This window comes from Planctobacterium sp. AWM4_229, from assembly GCF_056160305.1.
The window spans coordinates 190,533-209,752 of record NZ_JBSWWX010000001.1 but is presented as its reverse complement, the minus strand read 5'-3'; the positions used below and the strand labels follow the sequence as shown (position 1 = coordinate 209,752).

The 19,220-nt window shown below is 42.7% G+C and carries 18 protein-coding genes and 1 tRNA gene; 8 read left to right on the top strand and 11 right to left on the bottom strand.

Annotated features, from left to right (window positions below; translation table 11 throughout):
- Window positions 1–163 precede the first annotated feature (163 nt).
- The 5 genes from ACXAGP_RS00920 (at window position 164) to ACXAGP_RS00900 (ending at window position 6,770) form a co-directional block, all read left to right on the top strand.
- Window positions 164–3,286: an efflux RND transporter permease subunit gene (locus tag ACXAGP_RS00920; RefSeq protein ID WP_475258971.1), complete on the top strand. Its 3,123-nt coding sequence runs from the start codon at window positions 164–166 to the stop codon at window positions 3,284–3,286.
- A gap of 19 nt (window positions 3,287–3,305) precedes the next feature.
- Window positions 3,306–4,376, top strand: a complete 1,071-nt coding sequence (locus tag ACXAGP_RS00915) for an efflux RND transporter periplasmic adaptor subunit (protein ID WP_475258970.1) — start codon at window positions 3,306–3,308, stop codon at window positions 4,374–4,376.
- A 172-nt stretch (window positions 4,377–4,548) separates the two neighbouring features.
- Window positions 4,549–5,502 carry a tyrosine-type recombinase/integrase gene (locus ACXAGP_RS00910; RefSeq protein ID WP_475258969.1) on the top strand — a complete coding sequence of 318 codons (954 nt, stop codon included), beginning with the start codon at window positions 4,549–4,551 and terminating at the stop codon, window positions 5,500–5,502.
- Window positions 5,503–5,520: 18 nt separating this feature from the next.
- Window positions 5,521–5,892 (top strand): ectoine synthase, encoded by a 372-nt coding sequence (locus tag ACXAGP_RS00905; RefSeq protein WP_475258968.1) that lies wholly within the window; start codon window positions 5,521–5,523, stop codon window positions 5,890–5,892.
- Window positions 5,892–6,770: a phytanoyl-CoA dioxygenase family protein gene (locus ACXAGP_RS00900; RefSeq protein ID WP_475258967.1), complete on the top strand. Its 879-nt coding sequence runs from the start codon at window positions 5,892–5,894 to the stop codon at window positions 6,768–6,770. Before ACXAGP_RS00905 ends, ACXAGP_RS00900 begins: the two co-directional genes overlap by 1 nt.
- Here ACXAGP_RS00900 and ACXAGP_RS00895 read toward each other — a convergent pair.
- Entirely contained in the window at window positions 6,738–8,174 is a 1,437-nt protein-coding gene (locus tag ACXAGP_RS00895) for a DMT family transporter (protein WP_475258966.1), read from the bottom strand. The genes ACXAGP_RS00900 and ACXAGP_RS00895 overlap by 33 nt on opposite strands.
- A gap of 45 nt (window positions 8,175–8,219) precedes the next feature.
- Complete coding sequence (locus ACXAGP_RS00890; protein WP_475258965.1) at window positions 8,220–9,212, bottom strand: ATP-dependent 6-phosphofructokinase; 993 nt, start codon at window positions 9,210–9,212, stop codon at window positions 8,220–8,222.
- Window positions 9,213–9,386: 174 nt separating this feature from the next.
- Here ACXAGP_RS00890 and ACXAGP_RS00885 point away from each other — a divergent pair, with 174 nt between their 5' ends.
- Together ACXAGP_RS00885 and ACXAGP_RS00880 are read left to right on the top strand one after the other, a co-directional pair.
- The gene (locus ACXAGP_RS00885; protein WP_475258964.1) at window positions 9,387–10,220 is read left to right on the top strand and encodes a DUF6279 family lipoprotein; all 834 of its coding nucleotides are present in this window, start codon (window positions 9,387–9,389) and stop codon (window positions 10,218–10,220) included.
- A gap of 63 nt (window positions 10,221–10,283) precedes the next feature.
- Entirely contained in the window at window positions 10,284–11,204 is a 921-nt protein-coding gene (locus ACXAGP_RS00880; RefSeq protein WP_475258963.1) for a DMT family transporter, read from the top strand.
- Window position 11,205: 1 nt separating this feature from the next.
- Here ACXAGP_RS00880 and ACXAGP_RS00875 read toward each other — a convergent pair whose 3' ends face one another.
- From ACXAGP_RS00875 to ACXAGP_RS00865, 3 genes are all read right to left on the bottom strand, one after another.
- Window positions 11,206–11,478, bottom strand: a complete 273-nt coding sequence (locus ACXAGP_RS00875; RefSeq protein ID WP_475258962.1) for a hypothetical protein — start codon at window positions 11,476–11,478, stop codon at window positions 11,206–11,208.
- Window positions 11,475–13,127 carry a response regulator gene (locus ACXAGP_RS00870; RefSeq protein ID WP_475258961.1) on the bottom strand — a complete coding sequence of 551 codons (1,653 nt, stop codon included), beginning with the start codon at window positions 13,125–13,127 and terminating at the stop codon, window positions 11,475–11,477. The genes ACXAGP_RS00875 and ACXAGP_RS00870 overlap by 4 nt, the downstream gene beginning before the upstream one ends.
- Before the next feature lie 287 nt (window positions 13,128–13,414).
- Window positions 13,415–13,499: transfer RNA gene (locus ACXAGP_RS00865), tRNA-Tyr, on the bottom strand.
- Between the two features lie 126 nt (window positions 13,500–13,625).
- On the opposite strand from ACXAGP_RS00865, the gene ACXAGP_RS00860 reads away from it, so the two are divergent.
- Window positions 13,626–14,123 (top strand): VC2046/SO_2500 family protein, encoded by a 498-nt coding sequence (locus tag ACXAGP_RS00860; protein WP_475258960.1) that lies wholly within the window; start codon window positions 13,626–13,628, stop codon window positions 14,121–14,123.
- Between the two features lie 41 nt (window positions 14,124–14,164).
- On the opposite strand, the gene ACXAGP_RS00855 is transcribed toward ACXAGP_RS00860, so the two are convergent.
- From ACXAGP_RS00855 to ACXAGP_RS00830, 6 genes are all read right to left on the bottom strand, one after another.
- Complete coding sequence (locus tag ACXAGP_RS00855; RefSeq protein ID WP_475258959.1) at window positions 14,165–14,644, bottom strand: YchJ family protein; 480 nt, start codon at window positions 14,642–14,644, stop codon at window positions 14,165–14,167.
- Between the two features lie 22 nt (window positions 14,645–14,666).
- The gene (locus tag ACXAGP_RS00850) at window positions 14,667–15,086 is read right to left on the bottom strand and encodes a hypothetical protein (RefSeq protein ID WP_475258958.1); all 420 of its coding nucleotides are present in this window, start codon (window positions 15,084–15,086) and stop codon (window positions 14,667–14,669) included.
- Between the two features lie 103 nt (window positions 15,087–15,189).
- Window positions 15,190–15,792 carry a protein-methionine-sulfoxide reductase heme-binding subunit MsrQ gene (gene msrQ, locus ACXAGP_RS00845; protein WP_475258957.1) on the bottom strand — a complete coding sequence of 201 codons (603 nt, stop codon included), beginning with the start codon at window positions 15,790–15,792 and terminating at the stop codon, window positions 15,190–15,192.
- A 5-nt stretch (window positions 15,793–15,797) separates the two neighbouring features.
- A complete protein-coding gene (gene msrP, locus ACXAGP_RS00840; RefSeq protein WP_475258956.1) occupies window positions 15,798–16,799 on the bottom strand; it encodes a protein-methionine-sulfoxide reductase catalytic subunit MsrP in 1,002 nt (333 codons plus the stop codon).
- 147 nt (window positions 16,800–16,946) lie between these two features.
- Window positions 16,947–17,771, bottom strand: a complete 825-nt coding sequence (locus ACXAGP_RS00835; protein WP_475258955.1) for a tetratricopeptide repeat protein — start codon at window positions 17,769–17,771, stop codon at window positions 16,947–16,949.
- 93 nt (window positions 17,772–17,864) lie between these two features.
- Window positions 17,865–19,202 (bottom strand): anti-phage deoxyguanosine triphosphatase, encoded by a 1,338-nt coding sequence (locus tag ACXAGP_RS00830; protein ID WP_475258954.1) that lies wholly within the window; start codon window positions 19,200–19,202, stop codon window positions 17,865–17,867.
- Window positions 19,203–19,220: the final 18 nt, after the last annotated feature.

Sequence of the window (19,220 nt, the reverse complement as noted above, 5' to 3'; positions counted from 1 at the left end):
TGGTTGTGCAGTTGTGTCAAATGTGTCGCAAAAACATGATTTGTAACATCTTTCAGGCGATTTGCAGTTTATCGCGATAAATCGGCGGCTAGTGGATTTAAACTTTTTTCTTTATTTGTTCGACCTATAGTGGCAGCAGTTAATAAAAACTTTTGGGTCACTTATGGATATCACTAAAGCCGCACTAAAAAACGCCTCCGGCGTTGCCATTGTCGTTGGCATTATTACTTTTCTGGGTTTATTTAGCCTTTCAGAATTGCCTGTGCAGCTGTTCCCGGACATTGAGCGTCCAAGAATAAGCATTCAAACTTCCTGGCGAGCAGCCGCTCCGCAGGAAATTGAGTCCGAAATATTAGAGCCTCAAGAAGAAGTATTGCAGGGTTTACCAGGCATGCGCAGCATGTCGACTTTTGCTAATCAGGGTAATGCCTGGATTAATCTGGAGTTTGGTTTAGAAACAGACATGCAGAAAACGCTAATTGAAGTAATTAGCCGCATGAACCGAATCCCACCATTACCAAGAGATGCTTTGTCACCCAACATCATGTTGGGCGGCGGGGGTGGTGGCCAGCCAGCCTTAACCTATTTTTTCCTGCAAAAATTACCAGGTAATCAAAAAGACATCAAAGAATTTATTAATTATTTTGATGAGAGCATTCGCCCCCAAATCGAAGCCATTCCTGGCGTATCCAGAGCGCAAATGCAATCTGGCCGAGGCAGCGCTGAAGAATTCCAAATTGTTTTTGACCCCTATCGCGCAGCGGAGCTGGGTATTGATATCACTAATATTTCCCGCTTGCTGGGTTCTGCAAATGACGTTTCTGGTGGTTTTGTGGACGTTGGCCGCCGCAAGTACACCTTGCGTTTTGAAGGTAAGTATCAACCACAAGAAATGGGCGACTTAATTCTTGAGTGGCGCAATGGTAGCCCAATAAAACTGAGTGACATTGCTGATATTCGTATTCAAGGTGGAGATGAGAATTACGTGAGCGTGCAAAATGGCAACCCGGCTATCTCCATTCGTATTGATCGGGAAAACAACGCCAATGTGCTGGCAACGTTGTTAGAAGTAAAAGAGAAGATTACTGAAATTAATACCACAATGCTTAATCCCCAGCAGCTGACTATGGTGCAGTCCTTTGATGCCTCTGTATTTATTTATCGTGCCATTAATCTGGTAAGCAGCAACCTGGTGATGGGGGTATTCCTGGCTGTCGCTATTTTGTGGTGGTTTATGCGTCAGCGCAGAGCGACATTAATCGTTGCTTTGTCCATTCCAATTTGTCTTTTGAGTACCTTTGTTGTACTGCAAATTACCGGGCGTTCGCTTAACGTGATTTCTCTTGCTGGCTTAGCCTTTGCGGTGGGTATGGTATTGGATGCCGCCATCGTAGTGTTGGAAAACATTGTGCGGCACAAAGGAAAAGACCTGACCAGTGAGCAAGCCGCTGAGAAAGCCACTAAAGAAGTTTTCGGTGCATTGATGGCCTCAACAGCAACCACAGTGGCCATTTTTATCCCGGTGATCTTCTTAAAAGACGTTGCGGGGCAGTTGTTTGCTGATTTAGCTTTAACCATTGCAATAGCCGTCATTATTTCATTTATAGTCGCAGTTTCCATTTTACCTGTCGCCGCCAGCCGTTGGCTCAATAAGGAGATGCCCGCTGATAGATTAAGACCAACGTGGGATAAGATTACTAAGGTAGTAATGAATGCCACTTCTAATAACAAAAAACGCATTGGCATAGTTACGCTGTTAATGGTAGGGCCACTTGTTGCAACAGTCATGTTGCTGCCAAAACTGGATTATCTACCACCGGTGAAACGAGATGCTATTGATGCCTTTTTTAACTTCCCACAAGGTGCCAGCAGCGAGTTTGTTGAAAAAGAAGTTATCGATTTAGTGGTAACACGTTTGCAGCCCTATATGGACGGAGAGAAAGAACCCGCGCTTAAGAATTACTACATCATCACCTGGCCTAATGGCGGTACCATTGGCGCCAGAGCGAAGGATCAAAGCAAGGTTAAAGAGCTGGAAACCTTGATGCGCAACGAAATATTAAAGGACTTACCAGACACTCGTGCATTTGCTATGCAAGGTAATCTCTTCGGTGGATTTGGCAATGGTCGTAGTATCGATATTCGCCTGCAATCTACCGACACCGATGGTATGGCGGCGGCTGCTGTATTAGGCATGGATTTATTACAAGAGGCGTTCCCCGGGGCAAACGTGCAGCCTCGACCTGCGCTTGAACAAACTGAGCCGCAAATCAGTGTAATACCTAATGACTCGCGCATGATGGAAGTGGGTTATGACAGACCGCGTCTGGCTAACATTGTGCGCACTATGGGCGATGGCTTATACGTAGGTGAGTATTTTGACGGTATCAAGCGTATGAATATCATCTTCCGCTCAGAGAAGTGGCAAACGCCTGAAGAACTGTCAGTAATCCCAATCATGACCCCCTCTGGTGAAATGGTACAGTTCGGTGATTTAGCTGAAGTAAATCGCACCGTAGGCCCGAGCCAAATTCAACGAGTTGATCGTCGTCGTACTCTGACATTGTCACTCAACCCACCTGAGAATATGTCACTTGAAGAAGCCATGAATATCGTTAAGGAGAAGGTTGAGCCGCAACTACTGGCAGCGATGCCCACTGATGGCGCTATCACCTACGGTGGTTCGGCATCTAGTTTGAAAAACGTGATTTCCACCATGAGCCAGAACTTCCTGTTTGCCATGGCATTACTGTTTATCTTAATGGCTGGTTTGTTTAAATCACCCAAAGACAGTTTGATGGTAGTTATGAGTATTCCGCTGGCAACCGTGGGTGGAGTCATCGCGATGCAGTTATTAAATCTGGTTACCTTCCAGCCTTTAGATTTGCTCACTATGATTGGTTTTATCATTACGCTTGGCCTGGTAGTAAACAATGCAATTTTGCTTGTACATCAAACCCGCCTGGCAGAAAAAGAAGAAGGACTATCGCGCCGTGATGCGGTGGAACAAGCGCTGTCATTGCGTTTACGTCCTATCTTCATGAGTACGCTGACATCCATTTTTGGTATGTTGCCGCTACTGCTGATCCCGGGAGCAGGAAGTGTTATCTACAGAGGCATGGCTGCCGTTATCGTTGGCGGCATGACCGTCAGCACCATCTTTACCTTAATTCTTTTACCGACGCTATTGCAGTTGGCTGCATGGAAACCTGCGCAAAAAACTCAGGGCATCGGTGGTGGTGTGTTACACACTGCAAAAAATCAAAAACTTAATGACAAATTATAAAATCGACAGGACAAGTAACATGAAAACTTTTGCTCGTTTCGCTCTACCCGCATTACTAAGTTTATCCACGCTTGCTGTCGCCCAAGAGGAGCCCAAAGGTCCTCCGCCGGCATTAGTAGAAGTGGATGATGTGATCACTGAAATGGTATCTGAACGCATTTGGGTTCCAGGCACGGTAATGAGTCGAACTGATTCGAATATCGCTTCAGAAGTCGGCGGACGCATTGAATGGATGGCCGATGTGGGTGATCTGGTGAAAAAAGGTCAAGTGCTGGCAAAACTAGATGATGAACTTTTACAGTTACAATTGGATCAGAATGCTGCAGACATTGCCAAGTGGGAGTCGCGTGTTGATCTTCTAGAACGCAAACAGGGGCGGGTTAGTAAAATGGCTAAGCTGAACAACAGCTCCAGAGACGAATTGGATGAGATTATTTCAGAGCTTGAGATTGCTCGTCAGGAAGTGCAGCAAGCGAAGTTAAACAAGCGTCAAACCGAGTATCGTTTGGCTCAAACCCAAGTTAAAGCGCCATTTGATGCCATGGTTGTTGAACGTATTCAAACGCCTGGTGAATATACTTCTACGGGTTCTGATTTGTTGCGAGTGGTGGATACTGAAAATGTAGAGGCCAGTATTCGTGCTCCGCTATCAGCTTCACCATTTATCGCTCGTGGCCAGGAAGTGATTGTTAAAGATCGTTATAGCGAAAAAACTGAATCAGTTCGCACCATCGTCCCTGTGGGTAACAGCAATTCTCGTATGATGGAAATCCGTGTCGCACTAGAGCCCGGTGACTTCCCAATCGGCAGTGCCGTGCGAGTTGCACTGCCTCATAGTGATTCCCACGAGGCGACGACTGTAATGCGCGATGCCTTGGTGTTGCGTCAATCGGGTACATTCGTGTTCATCATCGATGATGAAAATAAAGCCCATCAGGTACCCGTGAGAACCGGTATTGGCATGGGTGAAAGGGTTGAAGTTATTGGTGATGTGCGCAGTGAAGACAATGTGGTTGTGCGTGGAGCTGAGCGCTTGCGCGCAGGTCAAACGGTGCGTTATCAGGAAACCACCGAGATAGCCAGAAACTAAATTATAGTCTTGTTCTTGTTCCCTTCAGAACATCTTTTGGCCGCTCAATAGAGCGGCATTTTTATGCCCTCCTTAAATAAAAGCTGCTATGTGATAAAAAACACATGGAGAAAAATAACTCTCCTGTCGATAAGTACTAACTCTTTGATAAATATAGATTAGTTGGTGTTTAATGAAGTTCACTAATGCGATGAATAACTACCTCGAAATGTGTCGTGTTTCCCGCAAATTATCCCATCATACCCTTAGAGCCTACGAAAAGGATCTCGCCATCTTTGTAGACACGTTAAAGGAAACTGATGACGTTACTGAAATAAACAAGAACCATTTGGAAGAATTCATTGTTGTTTTGTCGCAATTAGAGCACAAACAAACTTCAATAAAGCGACGCTTAGCCTCGTTAAGGGCTTTTTTTAGATGGTTGGAGATCAGTGAAGTCATCGATATAAACCCCTTCAATAAATTAGCGGTTAAGCTCAAAACCCCATATCAACTACCAAAAAATATCCCTCGCTCAGAGCTTTCCCGGATGCTCAAAGTGGCTCGAAAACAGTTTAATCTGACCAAGCGTAAGGATTATTCAGAGCTGGCTAAAGCAAGAATTATCAATAGCACTGAATGGAGTAAATTAAACGTACTTGTGGTACTTGAAGTCCTCATTTCAACGGGGATCCGGGTAGGGGAGTTAACCAGCATCTATCTCCATCAATTGCACCTTGCAGAAGGGCGAGTACGGATTTTGGGCAAAGGACAACGAGAACGCTTTGTTTTCATTCCCGATAGAGCGGCTATTCAGCTACTCAAGGTCTATTTGCAACACCGTGATACTAAGAATCCTGAACATGAGTTTCTATTGATTAATAGCCGAGGCAAACCCGCTTCAACACAATATGTGCGCAAACTGGTAAAACAGTTAGCGAAGCAAGCCAATATTGAGCGCAACATCACACCCCACATGTACCGCCACTCAGCAGCCTGTGAACTGCTGGAAGCAGGCACCGATATCCGCTTTGTACAACGACTTCTCGGTCATCACAGTATCTCAACGACACAGCTATACACTCATGTGAATGACAAAGTGCTCAAAGAACAGATCATTTCAGCCAATGTAATAGGGGGAATTTAGGTTTGATAATTGGGAATTATGATCATTATTAAAAAGGAAGAACTAAAAGAAACACCTTTTCATGTTGAGTGTTGTTATGGTGTTTGTAATAGTTTTCGGCTGTTAAGATCTGAGCACAACTTTGGTTTTTCTGTGAACATCACAGAAATAGATGCCAACACAGAAACGAGTCTTTGCTATAAAAATCATCTTGAAGCCTGCCTTTGCATAGAAGGTTCAGGTGAGATATCCAACGGTACGGATGTATATTTGATAAAGCCCGGCACTCTTTATGCTCTTCAAAAAGGTGAGGCACATGTACTTAAAACACTCTCCAAATTAAAGTTAGTGAGTATTTTTAATCCACCATTGAAGGGAACTGAGAACCATGACGAGAGCGGCTCATACTAATGTCATGTTTAGACAAATACCCAACAAGAAACTCCCTAACATCAGGTGTTCAAGATAGAATTGAACCCGTTATCCATAGTACCTCAAACAGCAAGGGATTAATTAAGGATTTTGATGAACTTGGTTATCTTCATATCAAGTATCAAGAAGATTGGAAGGAGCTAAAAGAGTCAGTGCAGAATTATATTCAGTTATGCAAACTTAAGAGTTATTCCTTGGAAGATCGCGCAAATCTGCACTTTGTGTACGAAGAGAATAATAATGAACTCAAGTCGATATTTGGATTATTTGATAACTGTATTATTGAATATTTATCAATGGCTGGAGCCCTATCATTAGTTAAAAGCATCTTGGGGGAAAATATTTATCTCCATCAAACCAGGCTAAATCTAAAACCACCTTTCAGAGGTCGAGAGTTTGGATGGCATTCGGATTTTGAAACATGGCACTCTGAAGATGGTATGCCATTAATGAGAGCATTATCAGTAATGATAGCTACTACTGAAAACACAAAGTTAAATGGGAGTCTTTTGGTAATACCTGGCTCACATAAGTATTTTGTATCCTGTCCAGGGGAAACGCCTAAGAACAACTACAAGAGTTCACTCGTGAACCAGAGTGTTGGAATAATTCCGGAGCAAGAGTTGAAATTTTTGGTACAAAAGGGGGGAATGGAGCTTCTGGAATTATGTGAAGGGGATATTGTTCTTTTTGACTGCAATCTCGCCCATGCGTCTAACTTAAACTTATCTGTATCATCAAGAGAAAACTTGTTTATATGTATTAATTCCCTCGATAACACACTTAAAAAACCATTTTCAAATAATCCACCCAGACCTAGTTTTTTAGCCGCCAGAGTTAAGCTTAGGAAAATTTGAATACTTTCTTTGGCTTCTTGGGAAGATGAGTTCCATTTTTACTACAACGAATCCGAGAACAAATACGACAATACCAATCAAGTTGTTTATAGAAATAGTGTCCCCAAAACTTGCCAACTCTAAAAGAAGAGTAAATGGTACAGCGGAGGCTAGACAAAGGCTCAATATCATGGACGAATAGTAACTCTTATCAGCTAGTATCTTTGTTGCTTGGCTAATTAGTAGGTAAGTAAAACCTATACCGACAATCCCATTTATAATCTGGTAAAAAATATTGGTCCCAGAAAGGGTGAAACTCATTGAATCCTGCAATATAAATGAACCTAAGAAAAAGTGTATTGGGAAGAGCAGTAAAGTCCCTAGTAGCATCAAAGCACCCATTACTACGGTTGAGGAAGCATCGGAGTCAAACTGATAGCTACGGGGCCATGATAGTACAAATCCACTAAATGCTACTCCAGATAAAACGGCGAGAACAATTCCTCTATTGTGATACAGATTCAGGCTAGGTTCTTCTGCCGGGAACAATAGTATGCATGAAATAACCACCAGTAGCGAACCTAGATAAAAGTATGCACCAACCTTCTTATTTCCCATGAAGAAAAATATAAGTCCAATCCAAACAAGATGCAGATTTTCTAGTGCGACAGCTAATTTTGCGCTAATCATACTCACTGCTGCGACAAAACAGTAAGTATTGATAGATTTGCAGGCAGATGCCAGAAGGAACCAAGCTGGTTCAATACTGGAAAACAAACCTTTTAAAGAGATTTTTTCATCATTTATCGTAGAGATTATAAATGCAGCGAATAGTACGGAGATTCCTCCAATAGCGTATTTAAGTGTAGCGATGCCTAATACTACGTTTGTATCAATTTCATTTCCGTATCGAGTAATGACTGAGCCAATAGCCCAAAAAAGAGCTCCAGTAAGGGCAAGTAACATTCCTGACCTAAGCTGCTTTGTGGTGAAAGAATCAACAACCTCCTCTTTATACATTCCGAGTTTCAGAAAGTCTTCTTTATACCAATTTGCAACAAAGCTTAAGCTCTCTAAGCTGGGTGATATCAGGTGAGAAGCGAATTCTTCACGATTTCCCTCATGGGCTCCAATATTCCCGAACTTCTGAACATTTCTCATGTTTGCTTCTATGAGCTTTGGAATCAAAGATCGTTTTGCTAGTTCAGAAATTTTCCTATCAAATGGCCATTTTTCAGAATAATCTTCTATCAACTCTTCACAAATTCGATGTGCTATGTCCTCAACGGTCTTCCTTGCCTTAACTAAACTTTGATCAGGAAACTTTGACGCAAGACTATTGGCATCCTCAATATTGCTATTTAATTGCTCTACATGAGACTCTAATTCTCTGATTTGCAGAGCTATCCTTTCGCCAATAGACATAATTCCCAATTATCATTTTTATCAAAGTGAATCTAGTTAAACACATTACTCCAAAATGTCAAAGAATTCGGTTTGGATTTTTACCAAATAGGGATCGAGAGGTTTTTGGTTTTGCCAGGTGTGGGGTAGGGGGACTTCCACTAACTGCTGATTCTGTTCACCTACCATAATGCCACTTTTGCCTTGTAGTGCGCATTCAACGGCATAAGCGCCGAGCTTTGTGGCAAGAATGCGGTCTTGAGGTGATGGTGAACCACCACGTTGAATATGGCCTAACACCACGGGACGGCTCTCGATAGACAGTTCGCTGTTAATTTTGTCCGCTAGCGCGGTAACGCCCCCCGGCCAGAGATTTTCAGCCACCACCACTATATAGCTGCATTGTCCTTTTTTCTCTCGAGTGGTTTCAATTCTTGCAACCAGGTTCTTAAATGCAGCTTCGCTATCGCTATTGATTTCGGGAAGCAGCACCTGATCGGCGCCAGAGCTGATGGAGGCGCTTAACCCTATAAACCCTGCGTGGCGGCCCATTACTTCGATTAAGAATACCCGCTCAAAAGCGTCGGCAGTGTCCCTGATTTTGTCGATTGCGTCTAATGCGGTTTCAATGGCGGTGAAATAGCCGATTGTGGCGTCAGTGCCATAGATGTCGTTGTCGATTGTGCCGGGTAGTCCGATAACCGGTTTATGCCAATATTGTTGTAAATGGTGGGCGCCGTGGAACGAACCATCACCACCAATGACTAGCAGAGCATCGATACCCAGCGCATCAAGACTATTGGCGGCTTTTAGTGCTGCTTTTTCAGTTTTAAATTCGGGGCAACGTGCACTGTGTAAGATAGTGCCGCCGTTTTGGATGATATTGGCCACCATATCGGTGGAGATTTCCACGTGTTCGCTGTTGAGCAGACCATAGTAACCGTGGCGAAAGCCAACCACAGAAACATTAAAATGTTCGGCAGTTAACACGATGGCTCTGATACAGGCATTCATACCGGGAGCGTCACCGCCAGAAGTTAATACAGCTATTCTTTTCATGTTTGTCATTCGTTGCCATCAAGCTTGTGTAAAACTATATGGTGATCTGGTGAAAAATGACAACCTCATTTTATTGGTAATCCGCTTTCCGAAGAACTCTGTAAGAATCTATGTCATAGCAACATAACTAAAAACGAATCCATTACACTGATCTGATTAATCATGGAATGTACGATGAAAAAAATATTAGTTGTTTTCTTATTGCTTCTTTCCGGGTGCAGCTCACAGTTTGCCTACAACAACCTTGACTGGTTAGTGCACTGGTATCTCGATGACTATATCGACTTAAACAAACCACAAAAAGTCGCCTTTGATGAGCGTTTCGCACAATGGCACGACTGGCATAGAGATGCCGAGTTAGAAATCTATGTAAGGCACCTACAAGACCTGAAACGAATGCTGCAAGAGGGAAACATCACTTCAGAATTGGTATCGGAACAATTTAATCGAGCTCGAGGACACTGGGTAAGACTGAGAGGGCATGTTGCCCCGGATATTGCCAGTTTGGCTCGATTACTCAATGACGAGCAGGTTGAGGATATGTTTGCTTCTCTGGAAGATAAAAATGCCGAGGATGAAATTGAGCGTAAAGAAAAGACTCAGGAAGAACTGACAGAGCGTTTTCAGAAACGTTTCAAAGAACAGTTGCAAGACTATTTGGGTCGTCTTACGCAGGAGCAAAAAGATCTGGTGGCTAAATATGCGCAACAGGTTATTCCAAACAGGCTTGAGTGGTTAACTTATCGTCGGGCTGTGCAAGGTGCTGCCAAAGAGTTGTTGATGCAACGCGATTTAGACAGTTTTGAACAAGACTTTCTCATTTTATTGACGCAACCTGAGGTCTATCAGCACCCCCAGTACGTTGCGAATTTAGAGCACAACCGGAGTGTATTTTCGGCTCTAGTCGTTGAGGTTTTTCCCACTATCACAGAAAAGCAAAAACGGCGTTTGTTTCGAAAAATTGATGGCTATATTGATGATTTTAGCGATTTATCACAAGACGATTAGAAACGATTCCAATCACTGAAAAAGCTGCTAAACTGCGCTGCCGCACCATTCAGCCGTTTAGTTATGGAAAATAGACCCGTTTTCGGATTTTCTTTGTCGTTACTCACTGCGTTTATGTGGGGAGTCTTGCCGCACTTTATGCTATTGGCATTGACAGTGATCGATCCAATCACGGTAAGCTTCTATCGTTTCCTGTTCGCATTTTTTGTGGTGTTGTTTGTTATCACCTTAAAAAAACAATGGCCAGATAAAATGCAGTTCCAACAAGGCCGCTTAACTATTGTACTGTTAGCGGGACTTGCGTTATCAGCTAATTATGTCGGTTATGTAAAAAGCCTTGAATACCTTCACCCAGAAACGGCACAGGTCATTATCCAGCTGGCTCCATTTCTATTAATGCTTGGGGGAGTGTGGTTTTTCAAAGAAGTTTTTACCCGACTACAAATGCTTGGGGCTTTGACACTGATTATCGGCTTTACGTTATTTTTCGATAACAAGTGGCAATCGCTACTAGCATTTGGAGACGGTTATAGTGTTGGTGTATTTATCATGGTCTTTGCCGCAGTAACTTGGGTGGCTTACGCGCTTCTACAAAAATTCTTATTGTTACACTTTTCAGCCCGTCAAATGACCCTCATTTTTTATGGCCTCGGCGCTATGATGTTGTTACCGCTGTCTGATGTCGCATCGATTGGGGCATTAACATGGTTCAGTGGCTTGGCTTTGTTGTTTTGCTGTATTAATACGCTTGTTGCTTATGGCAGTTTCACACGGGCTATGTCTGTTTGGGAAGCTTCTAAAGTCAGCGCCGTCATCGCGATGGCGCCGGTATTTACCATCCTCAGCAGTGGTTTAGCGGTTTCGATTTATCCACAATTTTTTAGTCATTCGGATCTCACCAAAACAGCCTACCTGGGAGCTTTTCTGGTTGTAGTGGGCTCAATGTTAACGGCTTTGGGGAGGCGCACCAAAGCCATTAAATAAACTACTTCTTTTTACTTGAAGGTGATTCATCACTATGACAGATGGTATCAAAATCATCGCGGTAGTAACGCAGGTCGACACAAGCCTCTTCGTATCTTTGTTTAGCTGTTAATGCCGCTTGTGGGTGGCTTTTATCATTCATTTGCTTGCGTAGCGTTTGGCACATTTTTTCCTGACGCTTAACCTCCACTATGTCTTCACAGGGTTTTCCTTCCATCACGACGCAACCTTGGAGCGCTGTTAGGGAGATAAAAAAGGCGATGAGTGTTTTCATTTGAGCTCCATATAATTGCCTAAATCGGATTTTAACTTGATAAATTCTGTGGACTGTTGTTCGCTGAGGGAGATTTCTTCCAGCATCTTAACTGTCTTTTTAGTTTCAACAATAGTGATTAACTCTGGTTTGTTAGTTTGTTCCATCAGTCTGTGTGAGCAATGCAGTAAATTAATGGCCACATCGCCATTGACCTGCGAGTACTTTAAAGCGTGTCCAAATGCTTCAAATGCAGCTTGATATTTTCCAGCATTGAAACAATCCAGCCCTTTTTGATTGTAGTGTTCGAATTTACCACTTTGGCTTTCAATTTCATTACCTACTTGTTCTAACAAGAATTCAATATTTTCATCAATCTTGTAGTTACTCGCTCGCAAGTCATTGGTTAGCTCTTTGGCTTGATTAAAATCACCCACTTTTACCATGAGATTGATAGTGTCTGGAGCGAGAACCATCGGCATTTCATCAAACTTTTCTGCGATCTCTCGTTGCGCTGCCGAAAGTGAGTTTTTGGCTTCTATTGATTTGCCGTCAAGGGAGTTAATTCGACCGGTCATTAGGTTGGCAAAGGCATCGTAACTGAAGTCATCTGCTGAACGCACAACTAATTCATCGGTTTTGAGTCGCTGTAAGGTTAACATTGCTTCTTGCTGATACTTGTTTTTTTTACCTTTGTCTTCAGCATTCTCTGCAATGTCTACAATTGAGCGCACAAAATTACACATGTGTGCAAGATCTCGGTGTACGGAACGTTTACTTTGTTCAAATAATTCTTTGCAACACTGCTTGGCAAATTCGTAGTCTTTATTAATGCGGCCAATAGCTGCACCTAAATATTGTCTCTCCATTGAAAACGGTGACAGATCTAAAGCCAATCTGATTTGAGCCATGGCATCAGGGTGCCTTTCCAATGCCATGTAACTCTTGGCGAGTATGTCGTGTCCTTCCAATGCCAATAGTCTTCCTGAGACAATCTGACGGGCGAGTTTAATACTTTCTTCATAATCGCCCATTAAAAGCTTGGTACGAGCCATTGCGACTTGCGCCCATGGCAGGTTTTTTTGCTCTAATACTTCACTTAACAAAGCGTGTGCCTGATCGTATTCAGCAGTGCGCCAATAGAGTTCTGTTAATAATAAGATAATACTTTGTCGATACTTGGTGGCTGTTTCCAATAAAGCTTGTGACGCCTGAATTGCTGCGTCCCAGTTTTCTTTGAAGATTTCAAGATGGATAGATCTTAGCGCTTGCTTTTTTTCAAATGCTTTGGAAAGTCGATTGATTAGCTGCGCTTGAGAAAACGGCTTGATAATGTAATCGTCTGGATTTCTCTCAATGCTACCGAGTACCACTGGTCGATGGCTGTCACCACTCACCATCATATAGACTGTATCGGGCCTGGTGAGTTTTTGCACCCGCAGTTGTTCTATCAGTTGGTAGCCATTTTTTTTATTGGTACCTAAATGCAGATCGGCAATGACGACATCAAACTTTTCTTTTTTACAGTCGGCAATGGCGCTTTCGGCTGTTTGCACTATGCGCAAAGAACGCACGCCTAATTTAGAGATAATGCCTTTGAGCATAAGCAAAAAAGGTCGTTGATCATCAACGATAATGACTCTTTTGTCCTGTAAGCTAATTTTTGGCATTACCCGCAGAAGTTAGTTTTATTAACCCTAGGCATAAAAATGAATGAGAAAGACTACAAAAGCAAGGAAAACAGCCAAAGCGTTTGATTTTAATGCAGTTCCTGAGTATTTCGAATGAAAATTAATCTGTTAATGGAGGGGACCTTTTTTATCCCCGTTAAGTGGCAAGATCCTGAATACTGATCTCCCGTTTATGAGGAAGTGACGAGCGCTGCTTCTCACCCAGCCCCATGGGGACTAGTTTTTGTTTTTATTGAAGCTTGAAATACTGGCGAATATAAAAGAAGTGGTGGAGGGGGCTGGATTCGAACCAGCGAAGGCGGAGCCGTCAGATTTACAGTCTGATCCCTTTGGCCACTCGGGAACCCCTCCAAAAGAGCGGCGTATATTAGCAGAAAAAATACTGCTGTAAACATTTCGTCATAATTAGTTTTACAATTAAAGCGTTTAGCCTCTTTGGTCGATAAATTAAAGAAGAAAGGGGGTTATAGAAAACCAATGGAAAGCCAAGTCAAAACCGCAATCAATTCTGAAATTCGACAAACTGAGTTCAAAGCTGGACTGGGTAAGGCGCTGCGCTATGGCACGCAAAGCGAGTTTGCGTTGCTGCTTTCCATGATGCAACAGGACTTAACTCAAAGATTAAAGTTAGAAGGGGAAGACGAGCAGCAACCGGTGGGCTTAATCCCTATAGAAAAATTTAATTTTTATCCAGCGGTTCCCCTAAAAACAGAAAACACCCATTACGTGCGTCAACAGCAATTTGCTGAGGCCATCCACCGCAATGATTTACCTTCAGCGAAATTGCTGGCTTACATGCATCCCACACCGCTGTCGCTGCACAACGACGTTAAGCGAATTCCCGATGACGTTACGGCAAATTGTGATGTGTTTACGCAAATGAAGATCAAAAATCTGCAAGGGGAAGATATCAAGGTGGATGAAACTTTACTTTATGATGTTATCGCCGATGTGAAAGAAAAAGGTTTAGATTAGTTCTTGATTTTGCGAGTAAAAACCTGGCTTGCTTCAGGTTTTTACCCAACAGTAGACAGACAACACTGTTTGAATTTCTTACCGCTCTGACATGGACAGGGGGCATTCCGGGACAATTTGATTTTGCCACTATCTTCTTGAATTTGTCCGCTGGTGTATTTCCACAAGCCTTGTTGGCATTCGAATTCGGATATTTCGTGCATCTGAAAGAACTGATTATTGTCTTTGTAGAAAGCTTTAAATTCTACAAAGGCTTGGGATTCACTGACTTGTTTAAAACCAACCACATCCAGTCCTATCCAGATTGTGCCTTGCGCAGAATCCCTCAACTGTTCAATACTAAGCCGACTTTTTTGGGCCGCACCATAGGTGTCCAGGATGTAATCAAACTTGCTGAGTTTGTAAGCAGAATAACGAGAGCGCATAAGCTGCTCGGCGTTTATGGCATGTCCAACGCCATTCAATAGCGGTCTACAGCAGGTGTCAAATGGACGACCGCTACAACAATAACAAGTTTGCATACATCATATTAACTGGAAAGCTTTAATGCAGTGTCTCACTGTCCTGAATATTTTCCAACAAAATTAGCTGAACTCTATGGGCGATTCCCAGTGCCAGAATATCCTCTAGCTGTTTGTCATCTAATCTATTGTTTTCTACTACCACTGCGCTGCAGTTACCCGCAACAATAATTTTTTGCAGAGATTCATACTGACAATGATGGGGCTTCAATTTAACCTGTAACACTGGTAGGTGATTGGCTCGTAGTTTAATCTCATCGTTTAAAAAATAAATCCAACGCTTTTGTCGAATTAAGCCAAGAAATAGGGCTCTGAGTTTCGCCATCTCATCAAAATTGTAAGATGAAGAGGCGCCAGAAGTATTCCTTCTGGCAACTGGGGTGCTGCTCAAAGATGAGTTAAGCGCATTAACTGACTGATTCTCTGTTTCGATAATAAACATAATTAACACCTGTATAAAATACTGTATAGCAAAACAGTAATACTGTATTAATAAACAGTCAAGTGTATTTTTGCATATTTTTTATACGTGCCAAAAACGCAAGTTAAGCAAAGAGTCTCTTTTGTACATATCGAATCCTGGTCGCCAATAGCATAAGAAGTAACAACCAATAAAAAATGGGTTCCAGGTCTAACGCTTTCACAGACCAGATAAAGTGAAGAGCAATCAATATGCTGGCGGGGTAAATGAGTTTATGTAGATCGTGCCAACGTTTTTTCAGTTTTTTTTGACTGAATTTGTTAGACGTTATTGCTAGTGCCAAAAGCGCTACAAAGGCTGTAAACCCTACGGTAATGTATGGACGCTTTATGATATCTTGCAGCAAGGTTTCAAAGGCCATTTGCAAATCAAAAATGATGTAATTACTCAAATGCAATAGTGCCCATGTAAAGCTATATAAGCCAAACAAGCGCCTGAGTTTCATCAGCTTGGCTTGCTTTAAATATCTTGCGGTGGGGCTTACCAGAAGGGTCAGCAACAACAGGTTGAGTGCCCCCATACCTGTAAAATGAATAATTGTCTTTACCGGATCGGCACCTAACTGATCGGTAAGTGCCCAGTAGTACCAGGTTAGAATAAACCCAAGATTCAAAACATGAATGAGAGTTTTGAATAGGATTATGTGTTTTGCAGATATCCTTATCATCTTATTTAAAAATACTTTCTCAGATTCATGCCTTTATATAACTCGGCAACCTCTGAGTAACCATTGAACATTTGAGTTTCTATGCGGTTGCTGCCTAACAATCCACCGCCTCCCAATCTACGTTCAGTGGCTTGTGACCATCTTGGATGGGAAACTTCCGGGTTCACGTTGGCATAAAATCCATATTCGCTTGGCTGCAAAATATTCCAGGTATTAGGAGGTTGTTGACTGGTAAGTGTAATTTTCACTACAGATTTAATGCTCTTAAAACCATATTTCCAAGGGACAACCAACCTGAAAGGTGCACCATTTTGCGGCGGTAAGGTTTTACCGTATAGGCCTACAGACATAAAGGTTAAGGGGTGCATTGCTTCATCCAGTCGCAATCCCTCTAAATAGGGATAGTCAATACCGCCACCCGCAAAGCGACTTTTTTGACCGGGCATTTCTTCTGGTCTGTATAGCGTTTCAAACGCAACATAACGAGCCTTTGTAGTGGGTACGGCTTTGTTTAACAGTTTGTGTAAAGGAAAGCCTAACCAAGGGATCACCATTGACCAGGCTTCTACACAGCGAAAGCGATAAATGCGCTCTTCAATATCGAAGCTGGAGAATAAATCGTCATAATTTAGTTTGAGTGGCTTTTCTACTTCACCGTCTATTACCACGCTCCAGGGATCGACTGTTAGCCCTTGTGCATTTTCAATGGGATCGTCCTTACCTGTCCCAAACTCGTAAAAATTATTGTAAGAGGTGACTTTTGATTCCGGGGTGAGTTTGTCACTTGCCTGATATTTACTATTGCTGATGTATTCAAGTGGTTTGGTTTCAAATTTATCATCGTTACCAAACCAGCTGGAAGCCTCCGATTTAAGGGAGGTCGAAAGTAATGAGCCGGCACCTACGAAACCCATGGATTTGAGAATATTGCGTCTGTTGTAAAAGACGCTTTCAGCAGTAACGTCATTTTCTGACAAGGTAGTTTTAAGCTTGGTTTTAAACAACATATTGGTTACAGACTTCTCGATTTGTTTTAAGCACTATACGTATAGGACCCGGTTCGGCTTAAAAAATCTCAAAAATTTTGTAGTAAAGACTGGAGCGTGTTGATGTTTACAGCACAATTTTGTGCAGTAAAGTTTAACACTTTCTAATTAAGGTTGATGAATTTTATCCAGTAAATCAGCCGCATATTTCAGAGAAGCATTTATTTCTTTTGCGGTTAAGTGGCGCTCTAGTTTTTTGCGGGCGTCTTTGGCTTCCGGGATATTCTGACAAACCGCTAAGCTAAACCAGGCATAAGCGTGAAACAGGCTTTTCGGCACACCATTACCTTGTAAAAACAGCATGCCTAAATACAACTGTGCTTTTGCATGTCCTTGCATGGCTGCTTTGCGCAACCATTTGGCACCAAGGTAATGGTTGTTCTCGTGTTTAATGTAGTGCAAACCTGTTGCAAATTGCTTGTGCGGTAGCTGCTCTGGAGAATTGCCAGGCCGATTCCTTTTTTGTAAAGTTTGAATCAGGTCATCAATTCTCTCCAGTAATGACATCTCCAACTGGTGAGCTTGCTGCACATGTAAAGTCCCTGCAGAGTGGCTTAAAGCAAGATCTGAATCTAATTCCACGTCTATCGCTTCGTTATCACTTAAATCAATCTCTGAGGGCGTTATTTCGTTCTCTGAAGTTGTTGGTTGGCTGAGGATATCGTCTGAATAGCTGGAGGAAATCGTATCTTGTGATTGAGTTGTCTCAGTTTCCGCCGAAGAGTCAGTCAGAAGCACTTCATCTTCTGGTGACTTCTCTTCTGGAGAGTTACCATCAGCAGAATTATCTCCTTCAGCGGCTTCAGTCAGGCTGAATTCTGGTTCTGAGGAAGTCTGCTCCTCAATACCTTCAATACAAAATTCAGGCGTGTCATCTGTGTTTTCGGAAGTCACTTCGAATTCTATATCTTCAATTGTTTTTGCTTCAGCCATAATTTTATTTTGATTTAGTGCCTGATTAATTGTCTGCCAAAATCGAAAAAACTTTAATATTCACGGAATTACGACGCTGGCGTTTAATTAATTCTAGTAGAATTGACCGTGATTGATACCCTGTATTTTGGGTAAAAACAAGTTTCCATGCATTCTTGAGGCGAATTCATCTGTCATACCGGAAATATAATCGGCAATTACCCGTATTTCACTGCCTCGCTCTTTGGCTTTATGCCAGCGTTTTTGGGTATTTTCAGGAAGCAGACGTTCTGGATCAGAAGAAAACGCATTAAATAGTTCCATAACCACTAACTGGCCTTTGTACTCTAACTGTTGGATCTCTGATTTTCGAATAACACGTTGATAAACAAAGGTTTTGAAGACGGTAAGTGCGCGCTCAAACTCATCGGGAAATGTGGCGTTGTATTTGAGTAGTGGCTCATCAAAACCCGGATCGGTAGCACCGACCTCAATACTGGTAATAAACGCATTCACCAAAGCGCCAATGGCATTTTTTCGTTCATGGGGATGTTCACTGAAAAGCAGTGGACTTAGCCCAGGCAAGTGGTTATTGAGCCAGGTTGCTTCTTTAATATCCTGTATCGGGCCCAGCAGTTCCCGTTCAAATGTGGATTGATTAACAATTCCCATCACAATGGCGTCTTCCAAATCGTGGATGCTGTAAGCAATATCATCCGCCAGCTCCATAATGGAACAATCGAATGATTTAAATCGATTTTTCTTGTGAGCGCCAGGTCGAGGGGATAGGGTTTGTTGGAAAAGCTTCTGGTCTGTTTTGCTCAATGGGGCTAGCAACCACTCAAGCGCGTCTCTGTCATCGAGGAAAAGCCCTTTCGGAGGGTGCCATTGACCCGCTTTGACTTTACGAAAATCTTGTATCTTTTCTTGAGGGTACTCGCCTTGAAGCACGTCAATGGTGTTGGGGTACTTAACCAGACCTAACAGCGTTCTTCTAGATAAGTCCATACCATGTTCAGCGGTATAGGGCTCAAGACGGGTAACTATTCTGAAAGTTTGGCCGTTACCTTCAAAGCCACCGTGCTGGTGCATCATAAAATTTAGCGCTACTTCACCACCGTGGCCAAAGGGAGGATGACCAATATCATGGGCCAGGCAGAGCGCTTCAATCAAGGTGCTATCCAGTCCGAGCTCTTGCATTAAATCCGGATATTTGAGTTTTAATTGAGCAGAGATGCCTTGACCAATTTGAGAAGCTTCCAATGAGTGAGTCAGGCGAGTGCGATAAAAGTCACCGATACCAATACCTAATACTTGTGTTTTTGATTGTAGGCGTCTGAATGCTGCGGAATGCAGAATACGGGCTTTATCACGTTGAAATGGGGTACGATGATCGCCTTCGCGCACCGTGCGATTGTCAAACCGCCTCTCATGCCATTGATTAGTCAACACTTATCCTCAAGGGTTTTT

Excerpts from the sequence above, each read along its gene's own strand:
- ACXAGP_RS00920 (WP_475258971.1), top strand. The coding sequence starts at position 164 with ATGGATATCACTAAAGCCGCACTAAAAAACGCCTCCGGCGTTGCCATT.
- ACXAGP_RS00915 (WP_475258970.1), top strand. The coding sequence starts at position 3,306 with ATGAAAACTTTTGCTCGTTTCGCTCTACCCGCATTACTAAGTTTATCC.
- ACXAGP_RS00910 (WP_475258969.1), top strand. The coding sequence starts at position 4,549 with ATGAAGTTCACTAATGCGATGAATAACTACCTCGAAATGTGTCGTGTT.
- ACXAGP_RS00905 (WP_475258968.1), top strand. The coding sequence starts at position 5,521 with ATGATCATTATTAAAAAGGAAGAACTAAAAGAAACACCTTTTCATGTT.
- ACXAGP_RS00900 (WP_475258967.1), top strand. The coding sequence starts at position 5,892 with ATGTCATGTTTAGACAAATACCCAACAAGAAACTCCCTAACATCAGGT.
- ACXAGP_RS00895 (WP_475258966.1), bottom strand. The coding sequence starts at position 8,174 with ATGTCTATTGGCGAAAGGATAGCTCTGCAAATCAGAGAATTAGAGTCT.
- ACXAGP_RS00890 (WP_475258965.1), bottom strand. The coding sequence starts at position 9,212 with ATGAAAAGAATAGCTGTATTAACTTCTGGCGGTGACGCTCCCGGTATG.
- ACXAGP_RS00885 (WP_475258964.1), top strand. The coding sequence starts at position 9,387 with ATGAAAAAAATATTAGTTGTTTTCTTATTGCTTCTTTCCGGGTGCAGC.
- ACXAGP_RS00880 (WP_475258963.1), top strand. The coding sequence starts at position 10,284 with ATGGAAAATAGACCCGTTTTCGGATTTTCTTTGTCGTTACTCACTGCG.
- ACXAGP_RS00875 (WP_475258962.1), bottom strand. The coding sequence starts at position 11,478 with ATGAAAACACTCATCGCCTTTTTTATCTCCCTAACAGCGCTCCAAGGT.
- ACXAGP_RS00870 (WP_475258961.1), bottom strand. The coding sequence starts at position 13,127 with ATGCCAAAAATTAGCTTACAGGACAAAAGAGTCATTATCGTTGATGAT.
- ACXAGP_RS00860 (WP_475258960.1), top strand. The coding sequence starts at position 13,626 with ATGGAAAGCCAAGTCAAAACCGCAATCAATTCTGAAATTCGACAAACT.
- ACXAGP_RS00855 (WP_475258959.1), bottom strand. The coding sequence starts at position 14,644 with ATGCAAACTTGTTATTGTTGTAGCGGTCGTCCATTTGACACCTGCTGT.
- ACXAGP_RS00850 (WP_475258958.1), bottom strand. The coding sequence starts at position 15,086 with ATGTTTATTATCGAAACAGAGAATCAGTCAGTTAATGCGCTTAACTCA.
- msrQ (WP_475258957.1), bottom strand. The coding sequence starts at position 15,792 with ATGATAAGGATATCTGCAAAACACATAATCCTATTCAAAACTCTCATT.
- msrP (WP_475258956.1), bottom strand. The coding sequence starts at position 16,799 with ATGTTGTTTAAAACCAAGCTTAAAACTACCTTGTCAGAAAATGACGTT.
- ACXAGP_RS00835 (WP_475258955.1), bottom strand. The coding sequence starts at position 17,771 with ATGGCTGAAGCAAAAACAATTGAAGATATAGAATTCGAAGTGACTTCC.